Raw genomic sequence first — 18,502 nt, forward strand, 5'->3', positions numbered from 1 at the left:
TCACCTCCCCCCTTCCATAAACAATTACTTCTCGTTCTTAAACTTTATACCGTTTTCTTTCAGCTTTTTAACGGTTACGGGACCAATTCCCTTCAAAGCGAGAACTTCTTTTTCAGCCCATTTTTTGAAATCTGAAGACCTACGAATCCCATTTTCAACAAAGATGTGAACAAGATCCATCCGAATTCCCTTCATTGTTTCCTCGTTCATAAAGGAATGCCAGTCAGTGACCTCGGATAAATTTCTTATCATACTAGAATGATTCGAAAATACTGGTTTACGGCGGAACTTTTTGGCTTCGTTTGTTAAAAATTTCGTTAAAATAATATTTTCTAATAAATAATCAAATAGAGGATACAAACTAGCTTGTAGCGATTCAACTGAATTTGGACAATAGCATTCTTGGTCTTCGATATCTATAACTTTGAATTGCCAATCTTCCTCTATAAAGAATTCAACAGCTTCATCATTGATTTCCACTAATTTTGCAAATAGCTGACTGGCTTCCTCAATTTTTCCTTGAGAAAAAGCAGAGATGATGGCATGAATAAGAATGGTATCGTCCCGTTTCCCTTTATTTAATTCTTCACGATAGAAACGTTCAACCTTTAGTTCCTGACCAGTAATATGATACAAGGAAAGCATACAGAAGACAAAATTAGGAGGAAACCGTTCTGGTCGCTTACTCAAATATAGGTCAATCAATTCTATAGCCTTAGAATTGAAGTTCTCCATCATATAATACTCAATCAGAAACATCAGAGCAGACAGGATAGGGCGTGCTTCAAAATAATTCCAACTATTGTATCCATTCATTTTCCATTTTTCTAAAACTAGAATTTCAAAATCCAATACTTTTTTAAAAGTTGACAAATCAAAATCTTCAACTTCTGATAAGAATAAATGAAAATCAGCAGCAAAATAATCTGGATTAATTTTTAAAACTTGCTTTAACAGTTTATTTCGCTTCTGTGTATTCGGAGTATGCATAGCTTCTCTAAATAAAGCATGATCCTGATTCCAATCAAATGTCCTGTTTTTCAGTTGGTAATTAATTAGCTGAACATCTGGATACTCTCCGTGTTCATCAGCATATTGCATCACTGCTGTATGCAGTTCATCGAAATTTTGAATGGTCCGACGTTCTACAAAAGTTGGATTTTTGGCCATGATTTCTGTCCAAACAGCCTCTTCTTCAGAAATAACTTTGATATCCAACTTTTGCTGGCGTTTTAATTCTTTTTTTCTATTTTTCTTTTTAGCCATCTATTTTCTCCTCTAACTCATTCTTCAATAGATTCGACTCAACCGACTTAGATATCCTTCGGGACTCAGCTACAGGCTTGAACAGGAAATCTCAGCTTCTTTGTGATTCGTTTGCTTTGAAGGTTGTACCCAAAGCGTAACCAAGGTAGAGTTTAGCAGTAACGTTTGGTGGTGGGAATCACGAACGAAAAAGATTGAGACTTTTGAACTTCTTGAGTCTTGAGAACGTCTTCATGAAGTTGTTTTGTTAACGAGCAGCTTCAATCTCGGCTGGATTGTATTTAGGTGAAAGTTGATTAGACATTATTTTTTCTCCTTTTATGAATATTTCTTTTATATCTACGATTTATTAATACACTGTGCATGTTGTCACGATACACGTAATATCCATTATGGGTGTTTAAATAGAAATACTGTAATAACCAAATTATAGCCTTCCCAATAACTAATGATAATATGAAACAAACGAAAATAATTATAGTTGAGGCAAATAATTCAGACATCCAATCAGCTGCGGGAGTTATAAATTCGACCAATTTCATCTTAATCTTTAAACCCCAAATAATTTCGGTTAACTTTGGAATAATACTCAACATTAATAGAGTAAGAAAACTATATAGTTGAGTTCGATAGAGGTGTCTATCCATTTTCTCAGTTCTTATTGGTTTTTTCTTATATTTTTTTGTATCAAATTGAGAATTTATTTCTCCAATTAGACTAGGAATTAATATTGGCAAAAACCAGGTTAAAGCATTTATTAATTCATTTTCAACTTGATTAAATATTGCTAACAACAATATACAGATTGTTCCAGTTAGCCATGATGCTATTACTTCTTTGGTATCTTTTGCACCATGTCTAATTAGATTATGAATTATCCACCAGAATATTAAATAAAGCGCAATAAATGAATTAAATATAAAAATGTCAGTTATTAAATCGGAATGAAAATCAATAGCTTTAGAAATAAAGTAATAAATATAGATATAATACCATAAAAACGAATTAATAAGCATCGTGGCATATACATTCCATAGTGTCTTTCCCTTGGAGATATCTATTTTATTAACTTTTTTAAATATCTTGATTGATATTATAGTTTTTATAACAGATAATACCAATGGTAATATTAAAAGTATTACAATGATAAGCCAGTTATTTATGTGATTTTTACTTATGCCATAATTAGTAAAAAAATATTGAGATAAGTTGATTAAAGTTGATTCAACTAGATTTAGGTTATAAAGAATGTAAGTCAAGATTCCGCAAAATATTCCATCCCATGCGTTCATAAAAGCTAAAGATTTAGTACTTTTAGTAAGAAAAACTCTAAACTTATTAAATCGATTTTTATAGTTAAACACATATATTAGTATCAAGGCAAATTGTAAAATTATAACTAATTTAAAATCGGTAAGACAGAATATAATTAGAGATATTATTGGAAAATACGTTAGCGCATACATAAGTATTTTCCAAGTTTGAGCAAAAAGATTCCTCAATCTATTGTCAGTATTAAAATAATACATTAATTTCAATCTTTGCCTCCTAAATCTAATCTAAAGGTTGGTAAATCAAAATCTTCAACCTCTGATAAGAATGGGTGAAAATCAGTAGCAAAATAATCTGGATTGATCTTTAAAACTTGTTTTAACAGTTCATTTCGCTTCTGTGTATTTGGAGTATGCATAGCTTCTCTAAATAAAGCATGGTCCTGATTCTAATCAAAAATCCTATTTTTCAGTTGGTAATTGATTAGCTGAACATCTGGATACTCTCCGTGTTCATCAGCATATTGCATCACTGCTGTATGTAACTCATCGAAATTTTGAATGGTCCGACGTTCTACAAAAGTTGTTTTTTAGCCAGTAGTTCTGTCCAGGCAACCTCTTCTTCAGAAACGACTTTGAGATCCAACTTTTGCTGGCGGTTTAATTCTTTTTTCTATTTTTCTTTTTAGCTATCTATTTTCTCCTCTAACTCATTCTTCAATAGTTCAAACTCTACCTCTGCTGTATTGGATATTCTTATAGCCTCGGATACAGGCTTGAATGGGAAATCCCAGTTTCTTTGTGATTCGTTTACTTTGAAGGTTGTACTCCAAGCGCGATTAAGGTAGAGTTTTCCAGTTACATTTGGTGGTAGGAATCACGAACGAAAAAGATTGAGACTTTTGAACTTCTTGAGTCTTGAGAACATCTTCATGAAGTTGTTTAGACATGTGTTTGTCCTTTCTCTATTTTGTTCATTTTATTTTGAATTTGTTTAGCAGCTTCTTCTGCAGACAAATTCGTATTATTTATTTTAAAGTAGTGGTGTAGCTCATTCGGTTGGATTTTAGAATTTAATTGAAGGGTTTCAATGGTCTCTAAAATTTCTCTTTCAGACACCTCAATATGTCGTTTCAAGGGCTTGTGCTTCAACCGATTCTCTGTTCGATTTCGACGTAAACGCTCTTCAAGGCTTGTTTCCAATTCAACAAAAATAATCTCTTGATGATAGTCATTCAACAAATCCTGAATTTGCTTCAAATACATCAGCTGGTACTGATTTGAAAAATCAATCACGTCTGTTAAAATCATAGATCGCTGATTTCTAGCGCTAGCTCCAAGGAAAGAAAAGGTAATTCCACGAACAAATTCCCACATCTCCTCGGTATAATCCTGATAGATTTCTAGTGCAAAATCGATGGCTTGATGGTTATAAAAGAGGGTAGCATTCGTCAGTCGAGATAACTCTTGACCAATCGTCATTTTCCCAGAAGCTGGAGCCCCAATGATGAAAAGATGCATAAAATTACCTCCCACTCACTCCTCAGCAAGCCGCCACTGTACGGACTCGCAAGACCAGACGCTCCGTCTCGATTCTTTCTGGTAACTCAGCTCTTGTCATCCTTCTTCCTCGCTTTTTTGATGAAGCTCCCCTTAATATCTACACGCTTGTCCAGATAACGATAGACGCGCTGATATCCATCTCCCATGAAATATGTTGGGGCAAACAGTTCATTTCTAAAATGTCCCTTTTCATCCAAAAGTTCTGGGTCAACAAGTCGCTCAACAATCTTAGCGAAAATATGACAAATTCCCTCTTCCTCGATAATCCGATCTACCTGACAATCCAAAACGACTGGACAATCCTCTAAAATCGGTGCCTCAGTTCGTTCAGAAATTTCATAATGCACTCCCAAACGTTCCAATTTCTCCTGATGACTGATAAAACCAGCCTGCTCCATCTCGAGCATGAGATTTTCATCAGGGATATTCACAGTAAATTTTTGATAATGTTTAATTTGCTCTGCGACATTCTCTCTCGCAACGACTCCAACCACAATCCAATCTCCTAAACTATAAGAGGAACTACAGGTCGTGATGTTATAGCCAAAATTCTGATCTTGATATCCTAAAATAAAAATAGGAAAGCCATAGTAGAGTTTACTTGTTTTAAAAGATTGTTTCATAACAACCTCCTTTGCCTAAGACACAAAAGAAAATCCCTGCCATCTACATGACAGGGACGAATGTGTTTATCCGCGGTACCACCCAATTTCGGGCAAAGCCCGCAACTCTTGTCTTTAAAATAAAAAGACAGTAATATTTCATTTTTTCAGTCATCAGCAACCAGTTTTGACACATTTGTGGACTTCTCAGCACCGCCACTTTCTGTAAAATGTGGGATTCAAAACACCTCTGATGGCTTTATTGTAGCAAGTTTTTCTTGGAATTGCAAGGGACAAGAAAGATTACTTGAACTTAATGCCGTTTTCTTTCAATTTCTTGATGGTAGCTGGGCCGATTCCTTTCAAGGCAAGGAGTTCTTTTTCAGTCCAGTTTTTGAAATCTGACGCAGACTTGATTCCTTCATCATAGAAAGTTTTGGCACGGTCAAGTGGAAGTCCACCCAAGTTTGCTGCAAAATCTTCTACAGAATTGGCTACTTTTTGAGCTTGCTCTTTGGTAGCTTCTACTGCTTTTTCAACTTTTTTAGAAACAGCCTTACCAGCTTCGCTCGCTGATTGCTCTGCACGTTTCACGACTTTTTTTGTCTCTTCTACAACCTTCGTCACAGTACTTGAGAAAGCACCTGCACGACGGAGGCTATTTCGTAATTGTTTTTTACGATTGAGTTTCTTTGACATGATAAAATCCTTTCAATAAAAAACCCCTGCTCTGACAAGGATTTAATATAAATATTCTATCAAGATTTTAGTGAAAAATCAAGAACCTTTCTCGTTTAATAATTTCGCTCACCAAACAAGCCATCTGGCAAATCATGGAATCCCTTGCCTGCTTTGAAGTTTTCAAACTTAGCAAGTAAAAACTGATAAGCATCCAAACGGCTTTCGTAGCGAATCATGGCATCTTTGGCACGCTCGTCTTGGTCTTCTTCGTAGACTTTTTGGCTTTCCTTATGCGCCATGTCGTTAATCATAATCTGAGTATTAACCCAAGCTTCAAATTCCTTCATAAATTCTTGTTCGTAACTCATTTTTTTCTCCTTATTCTAGTCCACGGAAATAGTCCGTATCAATCTCACGGTAGGGCTGGATATCCTGAACGTATTCCAGCACACCTTGGAATTCTCCGTTTTCATCGTGCACTGCGGCGTAGGTAATGTGGACAAACTTACCTCTCGACTCGGACTTGAACCACATTTCATACTTGTCTTTGCTTCCCTCACGAAGACCCTTCATGATAGTCTTGACCTTGTCCAAATACTTAGGCGGATGACAGAGTTCGACATTGCGCCCGACTTGGGACGGCGTCCGTTTGAAAATCATCTCATCAGCTGGCGTATTGTCATTATAATACTGGAAAATATCGTCCTTATTGACAAAGGTAATCTCCATAGGAAGGTGATTGAGGATGAGATTGGCCTGCTCGACCGAGAGATAGCCATTCCCAAAAGCCTGTTGACTATGGCGGTCCAGCACTGCTTCCTTTTCCTTAGGGGTAAAGGTAATGGTAAACTGTCCTTCTGGCGTATCGATAACTTGCTGAACTTGACCTTCTGCCGTATCTAGCCGTACAGGCTCCTCTTCACTCTTTTCCTCAACAAAACTCTGTCTTTCTGGCACCCATTTCTCAGACGGACGGATGATGGCATAACCGTAGGAATCGCTCTCCTCCGCAATCTGAAGCCAGTCATCCTGGGTGAAGGACTCAAGGAGAATCATAAGGAGAATGGACTCTTCCTTGAAAATCATACTTTCAAACTCTGTCGCAAAGGCTTCAAAAGCTTCCTTCACAGTAGAAATCGGCACTTCTGGTAATGACTTAGCTGTCGTTAGAGCTGTTTGAAAGAGTTCCCTGATTTGGTCATCCACTCCCCACATAACTTTGGGAGGTGAATCGTGTCCATAACGCTCCATGATAGGAAAGAAAAGTTCTTCTTTACGTTGGTAGTGGATGTCAAATTGCCCCACAAGTCCCATCTGACGCACCAAACCCTTACGCATCTCCGCAAGCATTTCTTCATCTTCCATAGACTCATAGGTATCTAACAATCTCCGAATGCGAATCAAGGCAGCACGGAGAGCCAGATTTTCTTCCTTAAAGACACGAACTGGGTGACCTGGGTGCTCGGTATCTGCAACTTCGACATCCTTAACAGCATTTTTAAAAAGATTGGCATGAACATCACAGAGTTCCATGACATCTTCAAAGGTAACACCTGAGTCTGAATTCATCAGCTCGTGCTCCATAAGGGAAATCTCGATGGCTGAAACACCTGTAAAGGTCGCATCAAAGCGCTCCTGAACCGACTCAGGAGAGGCGCCATTATGCAATTCTAACAAAATATCCCGTAGGACATGAATCCGTTCATCTGCCATTAGTCTAATCCAATCACTTCGTAGCCATTCGCTTCCAGTGTGCGGACAATCTTGTCCATAGGAGTTCCTTCCAGCTTAGAACCCTGTTTGAGCGATACCTTGCGACCGATAGTATTACGCATCAAGGGATTAGCAAGAGGTTTAAAACCAAGCTCCACTAGGATTTCCAAGACTTCTGGATGCTTGTCCACCACTTCTGCAACAGGAATTGACACATCGATGATATTGTCCATGACGACCTCCATTATCGTTTATAAATGATATTATTTATTTTATTATACCATAAGGAGGACTGGCACACACCAAAAAAGAGGGTTGTCCCTCTTTTTAGTTCTTATCCAGATTTCGTAGCATCTCGTCAATCTTGTTTCCATACTCGATGGATTCGTCTTTGACGAAGGTCAAATCTGGGATTTTGTACAATTTCAAATTGCGACCAAGTTCACGTTTGATGGTACCAGTTGCTTTTTCAAGCCCAATTTGAGCTTTTTGGTTATCCGAAGCAAGGTTACTCAAAATGGTATAGTAAACCTTGGCAACAGACAAGTCACCTAGCATCTGAACATCTGTGATGGTCACACCTTGGACACGCGGATCACGGACTTTCTTTTGCAAAATCTCATTGACTTCACGCTTGATTTCCATGCCCACACGATCCGTACGGAAATGATTTGCCATGATATTCCTTTCTCTACTTTGAACCAAAAGCTAGGCCAGCAGACCTAGCTATTTTTAAACTTTTTGATTTTCAGTTCAAATTGAAACGAAGTTCAATTTGAACTCATCCGCTTCTTTCGCCGTGGTGAAAGTGATGGAACTGATTTATCAGTCCTATCACAGGGGATTTTTGAGACCCTAGGCTCAAAAATAAGCAATGAAACCATTGGTTTGCTTGCGTCCCTCACCACCTAAGAAAGGAGCAAAAAATCTTATCTCTTGATTTCTTCCATGACATAAGCCTCAATCACATCATCCATCTTGATATCATTGTAGCCGTCAATCATCAATCCACCTTCACGACCATTTGTAACTTCTTTGACGTCGTCTTTGTAGTGTTTCAAGCTTGCAAGTTCACCATCATAGATAACGACACCATCACGGATAACACGGACTTTAGAGTCACGGGTAACCTTACCGTTGATAACCATGAATCCACCGATAGTTCCCACTTTAGATACCTTGAAGGTTTCACGGATAACTGCTTCACCGATAACTTTTTCTTCGAATTCTGGATCAAGCATCCCTTTCATGGCTTCTTCCATCTCTTCGATAACCTTGTAGATAATGCTGTGGAGACGGATTTCAACATCGTCAGCTTCTGCTTGTTGACGTGCTTGTGGTGTAGGGCGTACGTTAAAACCAACGATGAAAGCATTTGAAGCTTCAGCAAGGGTCACGTCAGATTCGTTGATGGCACCGACAGCTGAGTGGACGATGGTCACTTTGACACCTTCCACATCAATCTTTTGAAGTGAGGCAGAAAGGGCTTCAACAGAACCTTGTACATCGGCTTTGATGATGACGTTAACAGACTTGAGTTCACCAGCTTTAAGGGTATCAAAGAGGTTTTCAAGGCTGACACGTTGGGTAGCTTGACGTTGTTTCATAAGGGCACGTTTGGCACGTTCTTCACCAGCTGCACGCGCAGATTTTTCATCCTCGTAAACAGCAAAGTGGTCACCCGCCATTGGCGCTTCGTTCAAACCTGTGATTGAAACTGGTGTTGATGGTTCAGCAACCTTAACACGACGACCAAGGTCGTTGGTCATAGCACGGACACGACCGAAGGTATTTCCGACAACGATTGGGTCTTGGACATTCAAGGTACCTTGTTGAACAAGAAGGGTTGCGACCGCACCTTTTCCTTTATCCAAGCGCGCTTCGATAACTGTACCGATCGCACGAACTGTTGGGTCTGCCTTGAGTTCTTGGATTTCAGCCACAAGAAGGACTGTTTCCAACAATTCTTCGATGTTTTGGTTGAATTTAGCTGAAATTTCAACAAATTCAGAATCTCCACCCCAAGCAGTTGACATGACACCATGCTCTGCCAATTCACCGATAACACGTTCTGGGTTAGCACCTGGTTTATCAATCTTGTTGATGGCTACGATGATTGGAACGTTGGCCGCTTTTGAGTGGTTAATGGCTTCGATAGTCTGAGGCATAACCCCGTCATCTGCCGCTACGACCAAGATAGTAATATCGGTAACAGAAGCACCGCGCGCACGCATAGATGTAAAGGCTGCGTGTCCTGGTGTATCAAGGAAGGTAATCTTCTTGCCATTTTCAACAATTTGGTAGGCACCGATATGCTGAGTGATACCACCTGCTTCACCTGTCGCAACACGAGAGTTACGAAGGGTATCTAGGAGGGTTGTTTTACCATGGTCAACGTGTCCCATGATAGTTACAACTGGTGGACGCTCAACCAATTCATCTTCATTGAGATAACCATCTTCGACAAAGAAACGTTCAATATCAGCATTATCCACTTCAACCTTTTGTTTAGCTTCAATACCATAATCCACCATGAGGAGTTCAATTGTTTCTCCATCCAAAGATTGGTTTTGTGTGGCCATGACACCCATCATGAAAAGTTTCTTAACGATTTCAGCTGGCTCACGTTTGATACGTTTTGCGATTTCCGCAACCGTCATACCATCTGTATACTCAAATTCTGTTGGCAATTCATGGAATTTACGCTCTGTAACAGGTTTTGGAGCCTGATTGCGGTTGTTTTGCTTATTGCCTTTTTTATTCTTTTTGTTATTACTATTATTCCAGTTACTATTCTTTTGATTTCTCACTTGATTTTGACTACTTCGATTCTTTTGGTTTTTTCTAGGACCATCTTCTTCGCGATCATAATCGTCACGATTTTTATCTGGTCGAGCTTGTTTTTTACGACGTGTATCCACTGGTGCTTCTTTAGCTACAGGAGCTGTTTCAACCACTGCTTGAACTTGCTGCTCTTGTTGCGCTTGTTCAGCTAACTTAGCCACCTCTTCAAAGATTTCCTCTGGTTCCTTGCGTTTGTTAGCTTGAGCCAAGGCTTCTTTAGCAGCCTGATACTGCTTGAAGCGTTCCTCACTTGAACGGGCATATTCTGCATTTTGCTCTGCTTTTAGGGCTGCTGCACGGGCTTTAAAGTCAATACGTGGAGCCGCTTGATTTAAACGTTTGTCCTCTTGTTGACGGCGCTCATTTCCACGATTTTGCTGACCTTGCTGTTTCTTAGCTTGGTCATTAAAGCGACGATTATCGCGGTTGCCTTGACCTTGTTTTCCACCATTACGGCCGTCGTTTTTCTGACGGTTGCCGTTTTGTTGTTGGTCACGGTTATTGCCCTTATTTTGCTTGCGTCGTTCTGCCTGCTCTTTAGCACGGGCTTCACGCTCAGCCTTGAAATTACGGCTTTGTGGTTTAACTGCTGCTTTTTCTGTTTTAGGAGCGACTTGCTCAGCCGCTTTTGCCTCTTCCCTGGCTACAGCTGGTTTAGCTGGCTCAGATTTTTCGGCTTTCTTTTCTGCACTTGCTTTTGGTGCTACAGGTTTTGCTTCTACTTTCGGAGCAGCAGACTTAAAGCTAGCAGCGATTTTTGCAGCGACAGCTTCTTCCACACTTGATGAGTGGCTTTTCACATCCAAGCCCAACTCTTTTGCACGCGCTACAACTTCTTTACTTTCTTTTCCAAGTTCTTTTGCGATTTCGTACAATCTTTTCTTAGACAAATCATGTCCTCCTCTTCTATTCCATAAGAGACCTCATTTTCTTTGTAAATCCAGCATCTGTTACAGCCAAAACCTTTCTCGATTTCCCGACTGCTATGCTTAATTCCAGTGTTGAAAACACGGTTACAATTTCTACTTGATAATACTGACTTTTATCTTGAATCTTCTTGGTCAGATTGGGTCCAGCATCATGGGCTAGAAAGACCATCTTGGCCTTGCCGTCTTGAATGGCCTTGACCACCAATTCTTCACCCGATATGATCCGCCCTGCTCGCTGAGCCAGTCCCAAGAGATTGCTTATCTTTTGCTTATTCAAGTCCTAACTCTCTTCTTTTCACTTTGTGATCCACATAAGCGATCAACTCGTCATAAAAGCTTTCATCCACTTCCATGCTAAAGCTGCGGTTAAAGACCTTCTTCTTTTTCGCCTCTAAGGCTTCTGCATTGTCTAGCTTGATATAAGCGCCACGGCCGTTGGCCTTGCCTGTCGGATCGATAAAGACTTGTCCTTCCTTGTTTTTGACAATGCGGAGCAAATCACGCTTATCAATCACTTCATTAGACACAACAGACTTGCGCAAAGGGATTTTTCTCGTTTTCATCTTTCCCTCCTCTAGCAACTTTTATTCTTCTACAGTATCGTTTTCTGCTTCCAACTCTACTGAATCAGCTTCTTCCATGGCTTCAAATTCGCTAGCAGACTTGATATCGATACGGTAACCAGTCAAGTGAGCCGCCAAGCGAACGTTTTGCCCACGACGACCGATGGCAAGAGAAAGTTTGTTATCAGGAACAACCACCAAGGCACGTTTGCTGTCGTTTTCGTCAAAGATAACTTGGTCAACTTCAGCAGGAGCGATGGCATTGTAGATAAATTCAGCTGGATCTGCTACCCACTCGATAACGTCGATATTTTCCTCGATTGGTACCATGCGGTCATTCTTAGCATCGTAGCGAGCTGGGTGGAATTTGCTGGTAATCTTCTTGATATTAGCACCACCACGTCCAACGATTGTACCGATAGCATCCACGTTTGGATTGTGACTACGAACGGCAACCTTAGTACGGTCACCAGCTTCACGAGCCACGCTCATGATTTCAACAGTTCCGTCATAAACTTCTGGAATTTCTTGCTCCATCAAGCGTTTAATCATTTCTGGATGGCTACGGCTGACAAAGACGTTGACACCGCGAGGGTTGTCTTCAACCTTGTAAACATAGACTTCGATACGGTCGTGGGAAGCAAAAACTTCTCCAGGAATTTGGTCTTGTTTTGACAATTGGGCTTCAATGCTACCAAGGTTGACATAGATGAAGCGGTTGTCAAAGCGTTCTACTGTACCAGACATGATTTCTTGCTCATGTTCTTTATAAGTGTTGTAAGTGATGGCACGTGTTTGCTTGCGCATTTTTTCCATGATGGTTTGTTTGGCAGATTGGGCTGCTACACGACCAAACTCACCTGGTGCTTCTTCAAACTTGATTTTATCACCAAGTTCATAGGCTGAGTTAATGGCAAGAGCATCTTTTAAGCTGATTTCCAAACGGCTATCAAATACTTCATCAACCACTTCACGGACAGTATAAACTGTAAAGTCACCTGTTTTTTCGTTGAAATCAATAGCTACGCTGTCTGATTGACCATAGCGTCTGCGATAAGCGGAACGAAGCGATTCTACTACTGCGTCGATGATATCTTCTTTTTTGATTCCCTTGTCTTCTTCCAAAATGCGGAAGGCCTCTAGCATTTCTTTACTCATGTTTTCTTCACTTTTGAATCCTCAAAAGCTATCCTTTCTTTTTCTATAATTTAACTGCTAAACGTGCTTTTGATACTAAACTGTATGGAATTTGGACAGTTTTCTTACGCGTCTTGTCCATATATTCCATGGTCAACTCGTCCTCTTCAAAGGCCAACAGAGTTCCTTCAAAGACCTTTTGCTTATCGATGGCTTGGTAGAGCCCGACATGGATGTATTTCCCAACCGCTCCAGCGACAGCATCCTTGGTTTTCAAAGGACGTTCCAGTCCTGGACTGGTGATTTCTAGGAAATATTGTTCTGGGAAGGGATCTGGCTTGATGGCGTCTAGGACAGGACTGATAATTTCTGTCAAGTCTGCCGTGTCGTTCAAGGTAATTCCTTCAGGTTTATCTACAAAAATACTGAGAATCATGTCACTGCCAATCTTTCCATACTCGATATCCACGAGCTCGAAAGGAGCTTCTATGACAGGTTCTACAACTTCTCTGACTAATTCTACGATTGTTGCGATTGCGTCCACCTCCTCATAAGCAAGAGGCGAAGATATTTCCCCGCCTCACTTTCTCATATTCTTACTTTTAGTATAGCACGTTTGCCAACTTATGTAAAGCAAAAGCACTTATACAGCCTGATTTCAGGCTATTTCTTAAAATTCTGCCTCAACTCGGTAGATAACTTGCCCCTTGTTGGAGAATTTTTGCTCGTATTCTGTCATGACATTGCCTTCAAAATCACTGGCATGTAAGTCTAGCCAGACACCATTGAGTTTCATGCCATACTGAGAAAAGCTTACTAGGCTGTACTCAAACAAGCCACGGTTATCCGTCTTGAAATGAATTTCTCCATTTTCAGGCAAGATACGTTTGAAGATATCCAAGAAGGTCTTGTAGGTCAAACGACGCTTTTCATGGCGTTTTTTCGGCCATGGATCTGAAAAGTTCAGATACAAGCGATCAATCTCACCGCCTTCAAAGTAGTCTGTCAAATCAGAACCATCCACCCACAAGAGCTTGATGTTAGGCACCCCAACTTCAAGCACCTTGTCCAAAGCGTAGCTCAAAACAGACTTTTGAATATCAATCCCGATATAGTTGATATCAGGGTTTTGCTTTGCCATACCTGAAACAAAGGCACCCTTTCCACTTCCAACTTCCACATGAATGGGATTGTCATTGCCAAACAAGTCCCGCCATTTCCCCTTGGCTTCTAAGGGATTGAGGACCACATACTGGGGATTTGCCTCTAGTAATTCTGTCGCCCCTTTACGATTTCTAACTCTCATCTTCTCTTTCCATACTTGTCTCGGAAGTGACGCAGGCCATGAATCTCCCGATTGACATTTTCTAAATCTTGGTTCATATAATACTTGGAAATCTGGCTCAAGTAAGACAATTGACCGTACCAATACAATTTAGTTAATACCGTTTGATTGTACTTGTAACCGTAGTAGGTCAACCATTCTTTCCACTGATGTTCTGGAATATAATGGCAGAGCATATGGGCCACATCAAACATGCGGTCGGTCAAGCGAACCGAATCCCAATCTACCAAATAAATCAAGCCACTATCTGTCTCAATCCAATTACTATGTCGTACATCTCCATGGACAATGGTCGCATAGTCCTCTCTAAATCCTGGAATAGTCTGACGTAAATCAGCCATCACTTCACTGATAAAATGATTTTTACGCAAAGCATCTGGAGCCGTTTCTTGCCAAGACTGTAGTAAATCTACAGGTGTTTCCATGGCATAGCCCAAACGACTCAACTGTGTCATCAACGGACGTGAGCGATGAAGACGGGTTAAAATATTGACAATTTGCTTACGATTCATATCATAGGGGGTCAATATCTTGCCTGTCAACCATTCTTGAGCACACATATCACGCCCATCTGCCAAACGGCGACTCCATAATAACTGTGGAGCAATTTGTTCTCTAGCTAGACCAGGTAGGATTGGAGAGGTGTTCATTTTTACAAAGATACGCTTCCCATCAGGATAGCTACCCATATAAGCCTTACCACTTTTCCCAGGTATGGGAGTCAGTGTTAGCTCATTATCACCCAAATCCATTTCTTTCCTCCGTATAAAGTTTCCTTACTATTCTACTAGTTTTTGCCCTATTCGTCAACCGCTCTAACCCGATTCTCAAAGAAAAGCATCTGGATTGGCTTGGGTATCATTATAGAAAGAAAAAGGCAAGCACCGTCTTCTGCTTACCTTTTCATGATTTTTATAAATAATATAAGAGTGGCCAAGCATTGTAAAACATGTGAACTAGAGTAGAAACCCATAGATTTTGGCTCTTTTTATAGGCAAAGCCCAGCAACAAGCCCCCAAGTAGATAAAAAATAAACGAAGGGACATTAGAAGGTCCATGCATAAAAGAAAAGAGAGAGGAAGTTAGTACAAGCCCTAACCAAGAATTGTCAAAAACTGCCCCCTGAAGAAGTCCTCTGAAAATGAGTTCCTCCTGAATGGGGCCAAAAACTGAGGAAGTCAAAATCAAAGACAGGGAAATTCCTCTGCTGACTTCCGCCAAGTGTTGAACTCCTGCGCCAGAAGAAACAGCGAAGAAATGAATATAAACCAGCGTCTCAAGCACACTTAGAAGAAAGATTACAATGAAAAGTAAAAGTTGTTTCTTGCTTAACATCCCAAAAGAAATCATTTCAAACTTTCTAGCATAAGCAACACTCACCAAAGTTACAAGAAGACTTACAATAATCAGTGCAGGCTCATTTTGAAAAAAATCCCCATGGTTAATCGTATAAGGAACTGTAATTACGATTATTAGTACTAAAAATCCAAAACAAAAGGCATGAAATTTATCAAAAAACTCCATAAAATTATCCTCCTCACCAAACAAACTTCCCTACAAGTCATCCTTGAGCTCTAGTCTTTCCAAAACAAACCATTTGAGTATCCAAAATACGACAACATAACCACCCCCTAAGAAGATAGCCATTAAAGATAGCATGGGATTTAGGAAATAAAAGACCACAACAGATACAAAGGTTAGCACAAAAACATTGAAGGCAATGGTGTCAGAAGCCAAATCTAGAATATAGGGTGTCAACCAGTCTAAGGTTTTTGAATCTAGGAAAAATAAATGATTATACATGATGACCTCCTCTTGTCAAGCTCTACTGCTGTAAGGTTAAGAAGACAGTTTGTTCTTTTTAAGGCTAACCCCACTACTAGATAATAGATACATTAAGGCATTAAAGACAATGAAAATATGTCCATAGAATAAAATCAACCTCGCATCCAAACCAAGATAAAGTTTGACCATCAAAAAGATGAGCAAAAGAATTTGAAACCATACCGTTTTTCCAAAAATAAATTTAAAGCGGTTTTGGATGTCTACTTCCTTGATTTTTACCGCCACCCCTTTATTAGCAAGAAGGAAAACGCCTGCTTCAAACAAGCCACTGTAGAGAACAAGCCACCCAATCGACACATTAGAGATTTGTAAAAATGTCCCTAAAAGAATATTCAACATACTGCTCAAGAAAATAACAAGAAATAATCTATATTTCATTTTAAATACCTCCATTCACTTATTTCACGGACAGTTTAATAGAGCCTTCTAATCAAAGATTCTGTCAGAAAAAGAAGGCAAGCTACTTTTTATAATACTTCAAGCCCCACATGAGCAGAAGCATGATGATTAAGCAGAGAATAGCACCAATATAGGCAATTAATTGTTGGTAGAATTCTCCTGCTGTGATACCTCTATACAAACAAATAATAGACATAAAACCTGTCAAACCGATAAACATGAGTTGATTGGTTCTAGGGCTAACTAAATCATCATCTTCAAACTCTCTTATTCTCATTTCCCTAGTGAGGTAAACAGTGACCAAAATAGAAGCCAAGTTAATAACCACTAAAAGAAATTGGAGGACTAAGGAAAAATTTAAAAACTGACGAGATAGAAATAGATAAGTAGAGACAAGTAAGGGCAACTGACCTAGGAACAATCTCGCAAGGAAGATGTTCCGTTTTTTAGCAAGAAAAGTTTTCATTTCTTTGCTCCTTTCTTTTTCATGATAGCAAAATAAATCATAACTGCAATCACATAGGCTATGGTATAAAATAGCTGATACCAAGCACTTTCCCTAAGCGGATATAGAAAGATGGACATAATCAGATACAGAACGAAAATGACAAGTATTTTTTTCTTCATAAGATTTTCTCCTAAATGTATGCTTTATCTTAGTTGAGCTAGAACCTTTACACTGCTAGTATAGCACTCATTTTGACCTTGGATCACTCAAATCATAAATGGTCATCAAAACATCTTGAATTGTTAAAAAATTTAAAAAGCAAGCATGAAAAACATACTTGCCCTTTACACTATATTGATACCAACTTAATTTGTAGATTTTTTATCCTGCTATCACATACCATTGTGACAAGCGAAACAATATTAAAGAAACTCCCTTGTAGATTAAACTAGCGATAAAAAATCTTTTTATCTAATTAGATCTATCTTGATTCTTCTTTGGAGATTTTAAAAATTTTTCCCTAATTAAAGAAGTAATAAAAGAAACAAACATACCAACAACAAAAACAATAAGAAAACTTTTGAAATCCATAATTACCTCCAAGTACAGTTCCTCTACTTACAGGCTCAAGCCTTTAAGCAACATAATAGCCAATGGTAACATTGTTTTTGCATTCACGAGGAATACCTCTTTTTACTTTCGTCCTATTACAACCTTAATAAGGTTAGTATACTACTATTTTTTAAAATTTTCCATCCAAATCATAAATGGTCATCAAAACATCTTGAATTGTAAAAAAGAAAAAAAGCAAGCATGAAAAACATACTTGCCCTAGGGGAATTTAACAACGTAAAGACCTAACTATTCACCCTTACTTCCGTCTGTTCTCATATATTCTCATGATTGCAACAAGGATAGCAGCTGTCCCACTTGCCAAAGCTAGAAGGGTAATGATAATGTTTAGGATTTCAGGCGTCCTCCCTATTCTATTGACAAGACGGAGTAGGGATATAACTGCCAACTGAATCAGGAGTATTGATTCTCCTCTTATCAATGAAGTCAGTTGGTTTTCAACTGCATATAAAAAGGATGGTAGCATAACACAGGCTATAGCAATCACAAACAGATTGCTCCACGTTGCTTCTCCCTTGTTCACCACGGAAATCATGAGAAGATTCGATGCTATGATCAACGTAGAACAGATGATAAAAAAGGATTTCTTATTCATTTATGACACCTCACATACTATAGTATTTTGTTTCGAACCCAAGAAATATTCTTCAAACTATTGCAACACCATCTCGCCGTAAAGCAGTACTGTCTATAACTAGTTTCCTAGTTTTCTTCAAATACTGATTTTTTATTGAAGACAAGAATGGTAAGCTCATTAACCATTATAGCAAAAAATAATGATAACATATATTATTTTTCGGTTTATGAATGATATTCGTTATTTTGGTAAGGAGAAAGTTCTTTGTTCAATTCAAGATGTTTCAATAACCATTCAAGATTTGGATGAAATTTTTTTAAAAACAGTGCTATACTAAACTTGTCACATTTGTAACACGGCAAAAATCTATATTCGGAGGCAAGTAATCATGAAGAGTAAGATTTATTATATATCCAATATTTTTTATGGAATATTACTATTTTCTATTGGATTAACATCAAAAGTATTTATTTTTAGCAGTTTAATGTCCATAACTTTAATAACTCTATCTATAATAGGATTATTAAAAACTAAAAATAAAAAGTAGATATATCAGAATTAGATTTCAAAAATTAGAAACCTCTCCCGATAGTTGATGATAGAGAAAATTATTTCATACAAGCAATTTACTGTAACTCAAAACTACTTTGATTGACTATTCAACCATACAGACCGAGAAACAAGAA

The 18,502-nt window shown here is 38.8% G+C and carries 24 protein-coding genes and 1 pseudogene; all 25 read right to left on the reverse strand.

The genetic code is table 11. The annotated features are described in order from the left end of the window. Positions 1 to 24: 24 nt before the first annotated feature. The 25 genes and pseudogenes from CJ239_RS03170 to CJ239_RS03285 all read right to left on the reverse strand — a co-directional run bounded on the left by CJ239_RS03170 (position 25) and on the right by CJ239_RS03285 (position 17,834). Entirely contained in the window at positions 25 to 1,266 is a 1,242-nt protein-coding gene (locus CJ239_RS03170; protein WP_102210530.1) for a hypothetical protein, read from the reverse strand. Between the two features lie 121 nt (positions 1,267 to 1,387). After that, a pseudogene (locus CJ239_RS12415) lies at positions 1,388 to 1,570 on the reverse strand (hypothetical protein); the annotation flags it as partial. Continuing rightward, positions 1,563 to 2,795 carry a beta-carotene 15,15'-monooxygenase gene (locus tag CJ239_RS03175; RefSeq protein ID WP_102210618.1) on the reverse strand — a complete coding sequence of 411 codons (1,233 nt, stop codon included), beginning with the start codon at positions 2,793 to 2,795 and terminating at the stop codon, positions 1,563 to 1,565. The pseudogene CJ239_RS12415 and the gene CJ239_RS03175, both read right to left, overlap by 8 nt. Before the next feature lie 5 nt (positions 2,796 to 2,800). Next, positions 2,801 to 2,956 (reverse strand): hypothetical protein, encoded by a 156-nt coding sequence (locus CJ239_RS11670; RefSeq protein ID WP_180958199.1) that lies wholly within the window; start codon positions 2,954 to 2,956, stop codon positions 2,801 to 2,803. A gap of 523 nt (positions 2,957 to 3,479) precedes the next feature. Beyond that, a complete protein-coding gene (locus CJ239_RS03180) occupies positions 3,480 to 4,058 on the reverse strand; it encodes an AAA family ATPase (RefSeq protein WP_102210531.1) in 579 nt (192 codons plus the stop codon). An 86-nt stretch (positions 4,059 to 4,144) separates the two neighbouring features. Then, positions 4,145 to 4,723, reverse strand: coding sequence for a flavin reductase family protein (locus CJ239_RS03190; RefSeq protein ID WP_102210532.1), 579 nt, complete (start codon positions 4,721 to 4,723; stop codon positions 4,145 to 4,147). A gap of 282 nt (positions 4,724 to 5,005) precedes the next feature. After that, on the reverse strand, positions 5,006 to 5,401 hold the full coding sequence (locus CJ239_RS03195) for a helix-hairpin-helix domain-containing protein (RefSeq protein ID WP_084930047.1): 396 nt from the start codon (positions 5,399 to 5,401) through the stop codon (positions 5,006 to 5,008). A gap of 95 nt (positions 5,402 to 5,496) precedes the next feature. Next, a complete protein-coding gene (locus CJ239_RS03200; protein WP_102210533.1) occupies positions 5,497 to 5,751 on the reverse strand; it encodes a DUF1912 family protein in 255 nt (84 codons plus the stop codon). A 10-nt stretch (positions 5,752 to 5,761) separates the two neighbouring features. Beyond that, positions 5,762 to 7,096: a DUF438 domain-containing protein gene (locus CJ239_RS03205; RefSeq protein WP_102210534.1), complete on the reverse strand. Its 1,335-nt coding sequence runs from the start codon at positions 7,094 to 7,096 to the stop codon at positions 5,762 to 5,764. Continuing rightward, on the reverse strand, positions 7,096 to 7,329 hold the full coding sequence (locus tag CJ239_RS03210; RefSeq protein WP_000368734.1) for a DUF1858 domain-containing protein: 234 nt from the start codon (positions 7,327 to 7,329) through the stop codon (positions 7,096 to 7,098). The genes CJ239_RS03205 and CJ239_RS03210 overlap by 1 nt, the downstream gene beginning before the upstream one ends. Before the next feature lie 94 nt (positions 7,330 to 7,423). Then, positions 7,424 to 7,774, reverse strand: a complete 351-nt coding sequence (rbfA, locus tag CJ239_RS03215) for a 30S ribosome-binding factor RbfA (protein WP_001273601.1) — start codon at positions 7,772 to 7,774, stop codon at positions 7,424 to 7,426. A 251-nt stretch (positions 7,775 to 8,025) separates the two neighbouring features. Then, positions 8,026 to 10,830, reverse strand: coding sequence for a translation initiation factor IF-2 (gene infB, locus CJ239_RS03220; protein WP_102210535.1), 2,805 nt, complete (start codon positions 10,828 to 10,830; stop codon positions 8,026 to 8,028). Between the two features lie 16 nt (positions 10,831 to 10,846). Beyond that, positions 10,847 to 11,146 (reverse strand): YlxQ-related RNA-binding protein, encoded by a 300-nt coding sequence (locus tag CJ239_RS03225; RefSeq protein WP_102210536.1) that lies wholly within the window; start codon positions 11,144 to 11,146, stop codon positions 10,847 to 10,849. Further along, positions 11,139 to 11,432, reverse strand: a complete 294-nt coding sequence (gene rnpM, locus CJ239_RS03230; protein WP_000857561.1) for an RNase P modulator RnpM — start codon at positions 11,430 to 11,432, stop codon at positions 11,139 to 11,141. The genes CJ239_RS03225 and rnpM overlap by 8 nt, the downstream gene beginning before the upstream one ends. A 21-nt stretch (positions 11,433 to 11,453) precedes the next feature. Further along, the gene (gene nusA, locus CJ239_RS03235; RefSeq protein ID WP_102210537.1) at positions 11,454 to 12,590 is read right to left on the reverse strand and encodes a transcription termination factor NusA; all 1,137 of its coding nucleotides are present in this window, start codon (positions 12,588 to 12,590) and stop codon (positions 11,454 to 11,456) included. 43 nt (positions 12,591 to 12,633) lie between these two features. Then, a complete protein-coding gene (gene rimP, locus CJ239_RS03240) occupies positions 12,634 to 13,113 on the reverse strand; it encodes a ribosome maturation factor RimP (RefSeq protein ID WP_102210538.1) in 480 nt (159 codons plus the stop codon). A 126-nt stretch (positions 13,114 to 13,239) separates the two neighbouring features. Beyond that, positions 13,240 to 13,875 (reverse strand): tRNA (guanosine(46)-N7)-methyltransferase TrmB, encoded by a 636-nt coding sequence (trmB, locus tag CJ239_RS03245; RefSeq protein WP_102210539.1) that lies wholly within the window; start codon positions 13,873 to 13,875, stop codon positions 13,240 to 13,242. Further along, a complete protein-coding gene (gene ccrZ / locus CJ239_RS03250; protein WP_033683107.1) occupies positions 13,872 to 14,666 on the reverse strand; it encodes a cell cycle regulator CcrZ in 795 nt (264 codons plus the stop codon). Before ccrZ ends, trmB begins: the two co-directional genes overlap by 4 nt. Before the next feature lie 160 nt (positions 14,667 to 14,826). Continuing rightward, positions 14,827 to 15,438, reverse strand: coding sequence for a CPBP family intramembrane glutamic endopeptidase (locus CJ239_RS03255; protein WP_102210540.1), 612 nt, complete (start codon positions 15,436 to 15,438; stop codon positions 14,827 to 14,829). Positions 15,439 to 15,468: 30 nt separating this feature from the next. After that, positions 15,469 to 15,717 carry an immunity protein BlpZ gene (gene blpZ, locus CJ239_RS03260; RefSeq protein WP_102210541.1) on the reverse strand — a complete coding sequence of 83 codons (249 nt, stop codon included), beginning with the start codon at positions 15,715 to 15,717 and terminating at the stop codon, positions 15,469 to 15,471. A gap of 36 nt (positions 15,718 to 15,753) precedes the next feature. Continuing rightward, on the reverse strand, positions 15,754 to 16,137 hold the full coding sequence (locus CJ239_RS03265) for an immunity protein (RefSeq protein WP_180958200.1): 384 nt from the start codon (positions 16,135 to 16,137) through the stop codon (positions 15,754 to 15,756). An 82-nt stretch (positions 16,138 to 16,219) separates the two neighbouring features. Next, positions 16,220 to 16,624 carry an immunity protein gene (locus CJ239_RS03270; protein WP_102210543.1) on the reverse strand — a complete coding sequence of 135 codons (405 nt, stop codon included), beginning with the start codon at positions 16,622 to 16,624 and terminating at the stop codon, positions 16,220 to 16,222. Continuing rightward, a complete protein-coding gene (locus tag CJ239_RS03275; RefSeq protein ID WP_102210544.1) occupies positions 16,621 to 16,785 on the reverse strand; it encodes a hypothetical protein in 165 nt (54 codons plus the stop codon). The genes CJ239_RS03270 and CJ239_RS03275 overlap by 4 nt, the downstream gene beginning before the upstream one ends. A gap of 292 nt (positions 16,786 to 17,077) precedes the next feature. After that, positions 17,078 to 17,197, reverse strand: a complete 120-nt coding sequence (locus CJ239_RS12050; protein ID WP_102210545.1) for a PncF family bacteriocin immunity protein — start codon at positions 17,195 to 17,197, stop codon at positions 17,078 to 17,080. Between the two features lie 280 nt (positions 17,198 to 17,477). After that, positions 17,478 to 17,834 (reverse strand): hypothetical protein, encoded by a 357-nt coding sequence (locus tag CJ239_RS03285; RefSeq protein ID WP_102210546.1) that lies wholly within the window; start codon positions 17,832 to 17,834, stop codon positions 17,478 to 17,480. Between the last annotated feature and the right edge of the window lie 668 nt (positions 17,835 to 18,502).

It is taken from the genome of Streptococcus sp. UMB0029, assembly GCF_002871495.1.
Taxonomy (GTDB): Bacteria; Bacillota; Bacilli; order Lactobacillales; family Streptococcaceae; genus Streptococcus.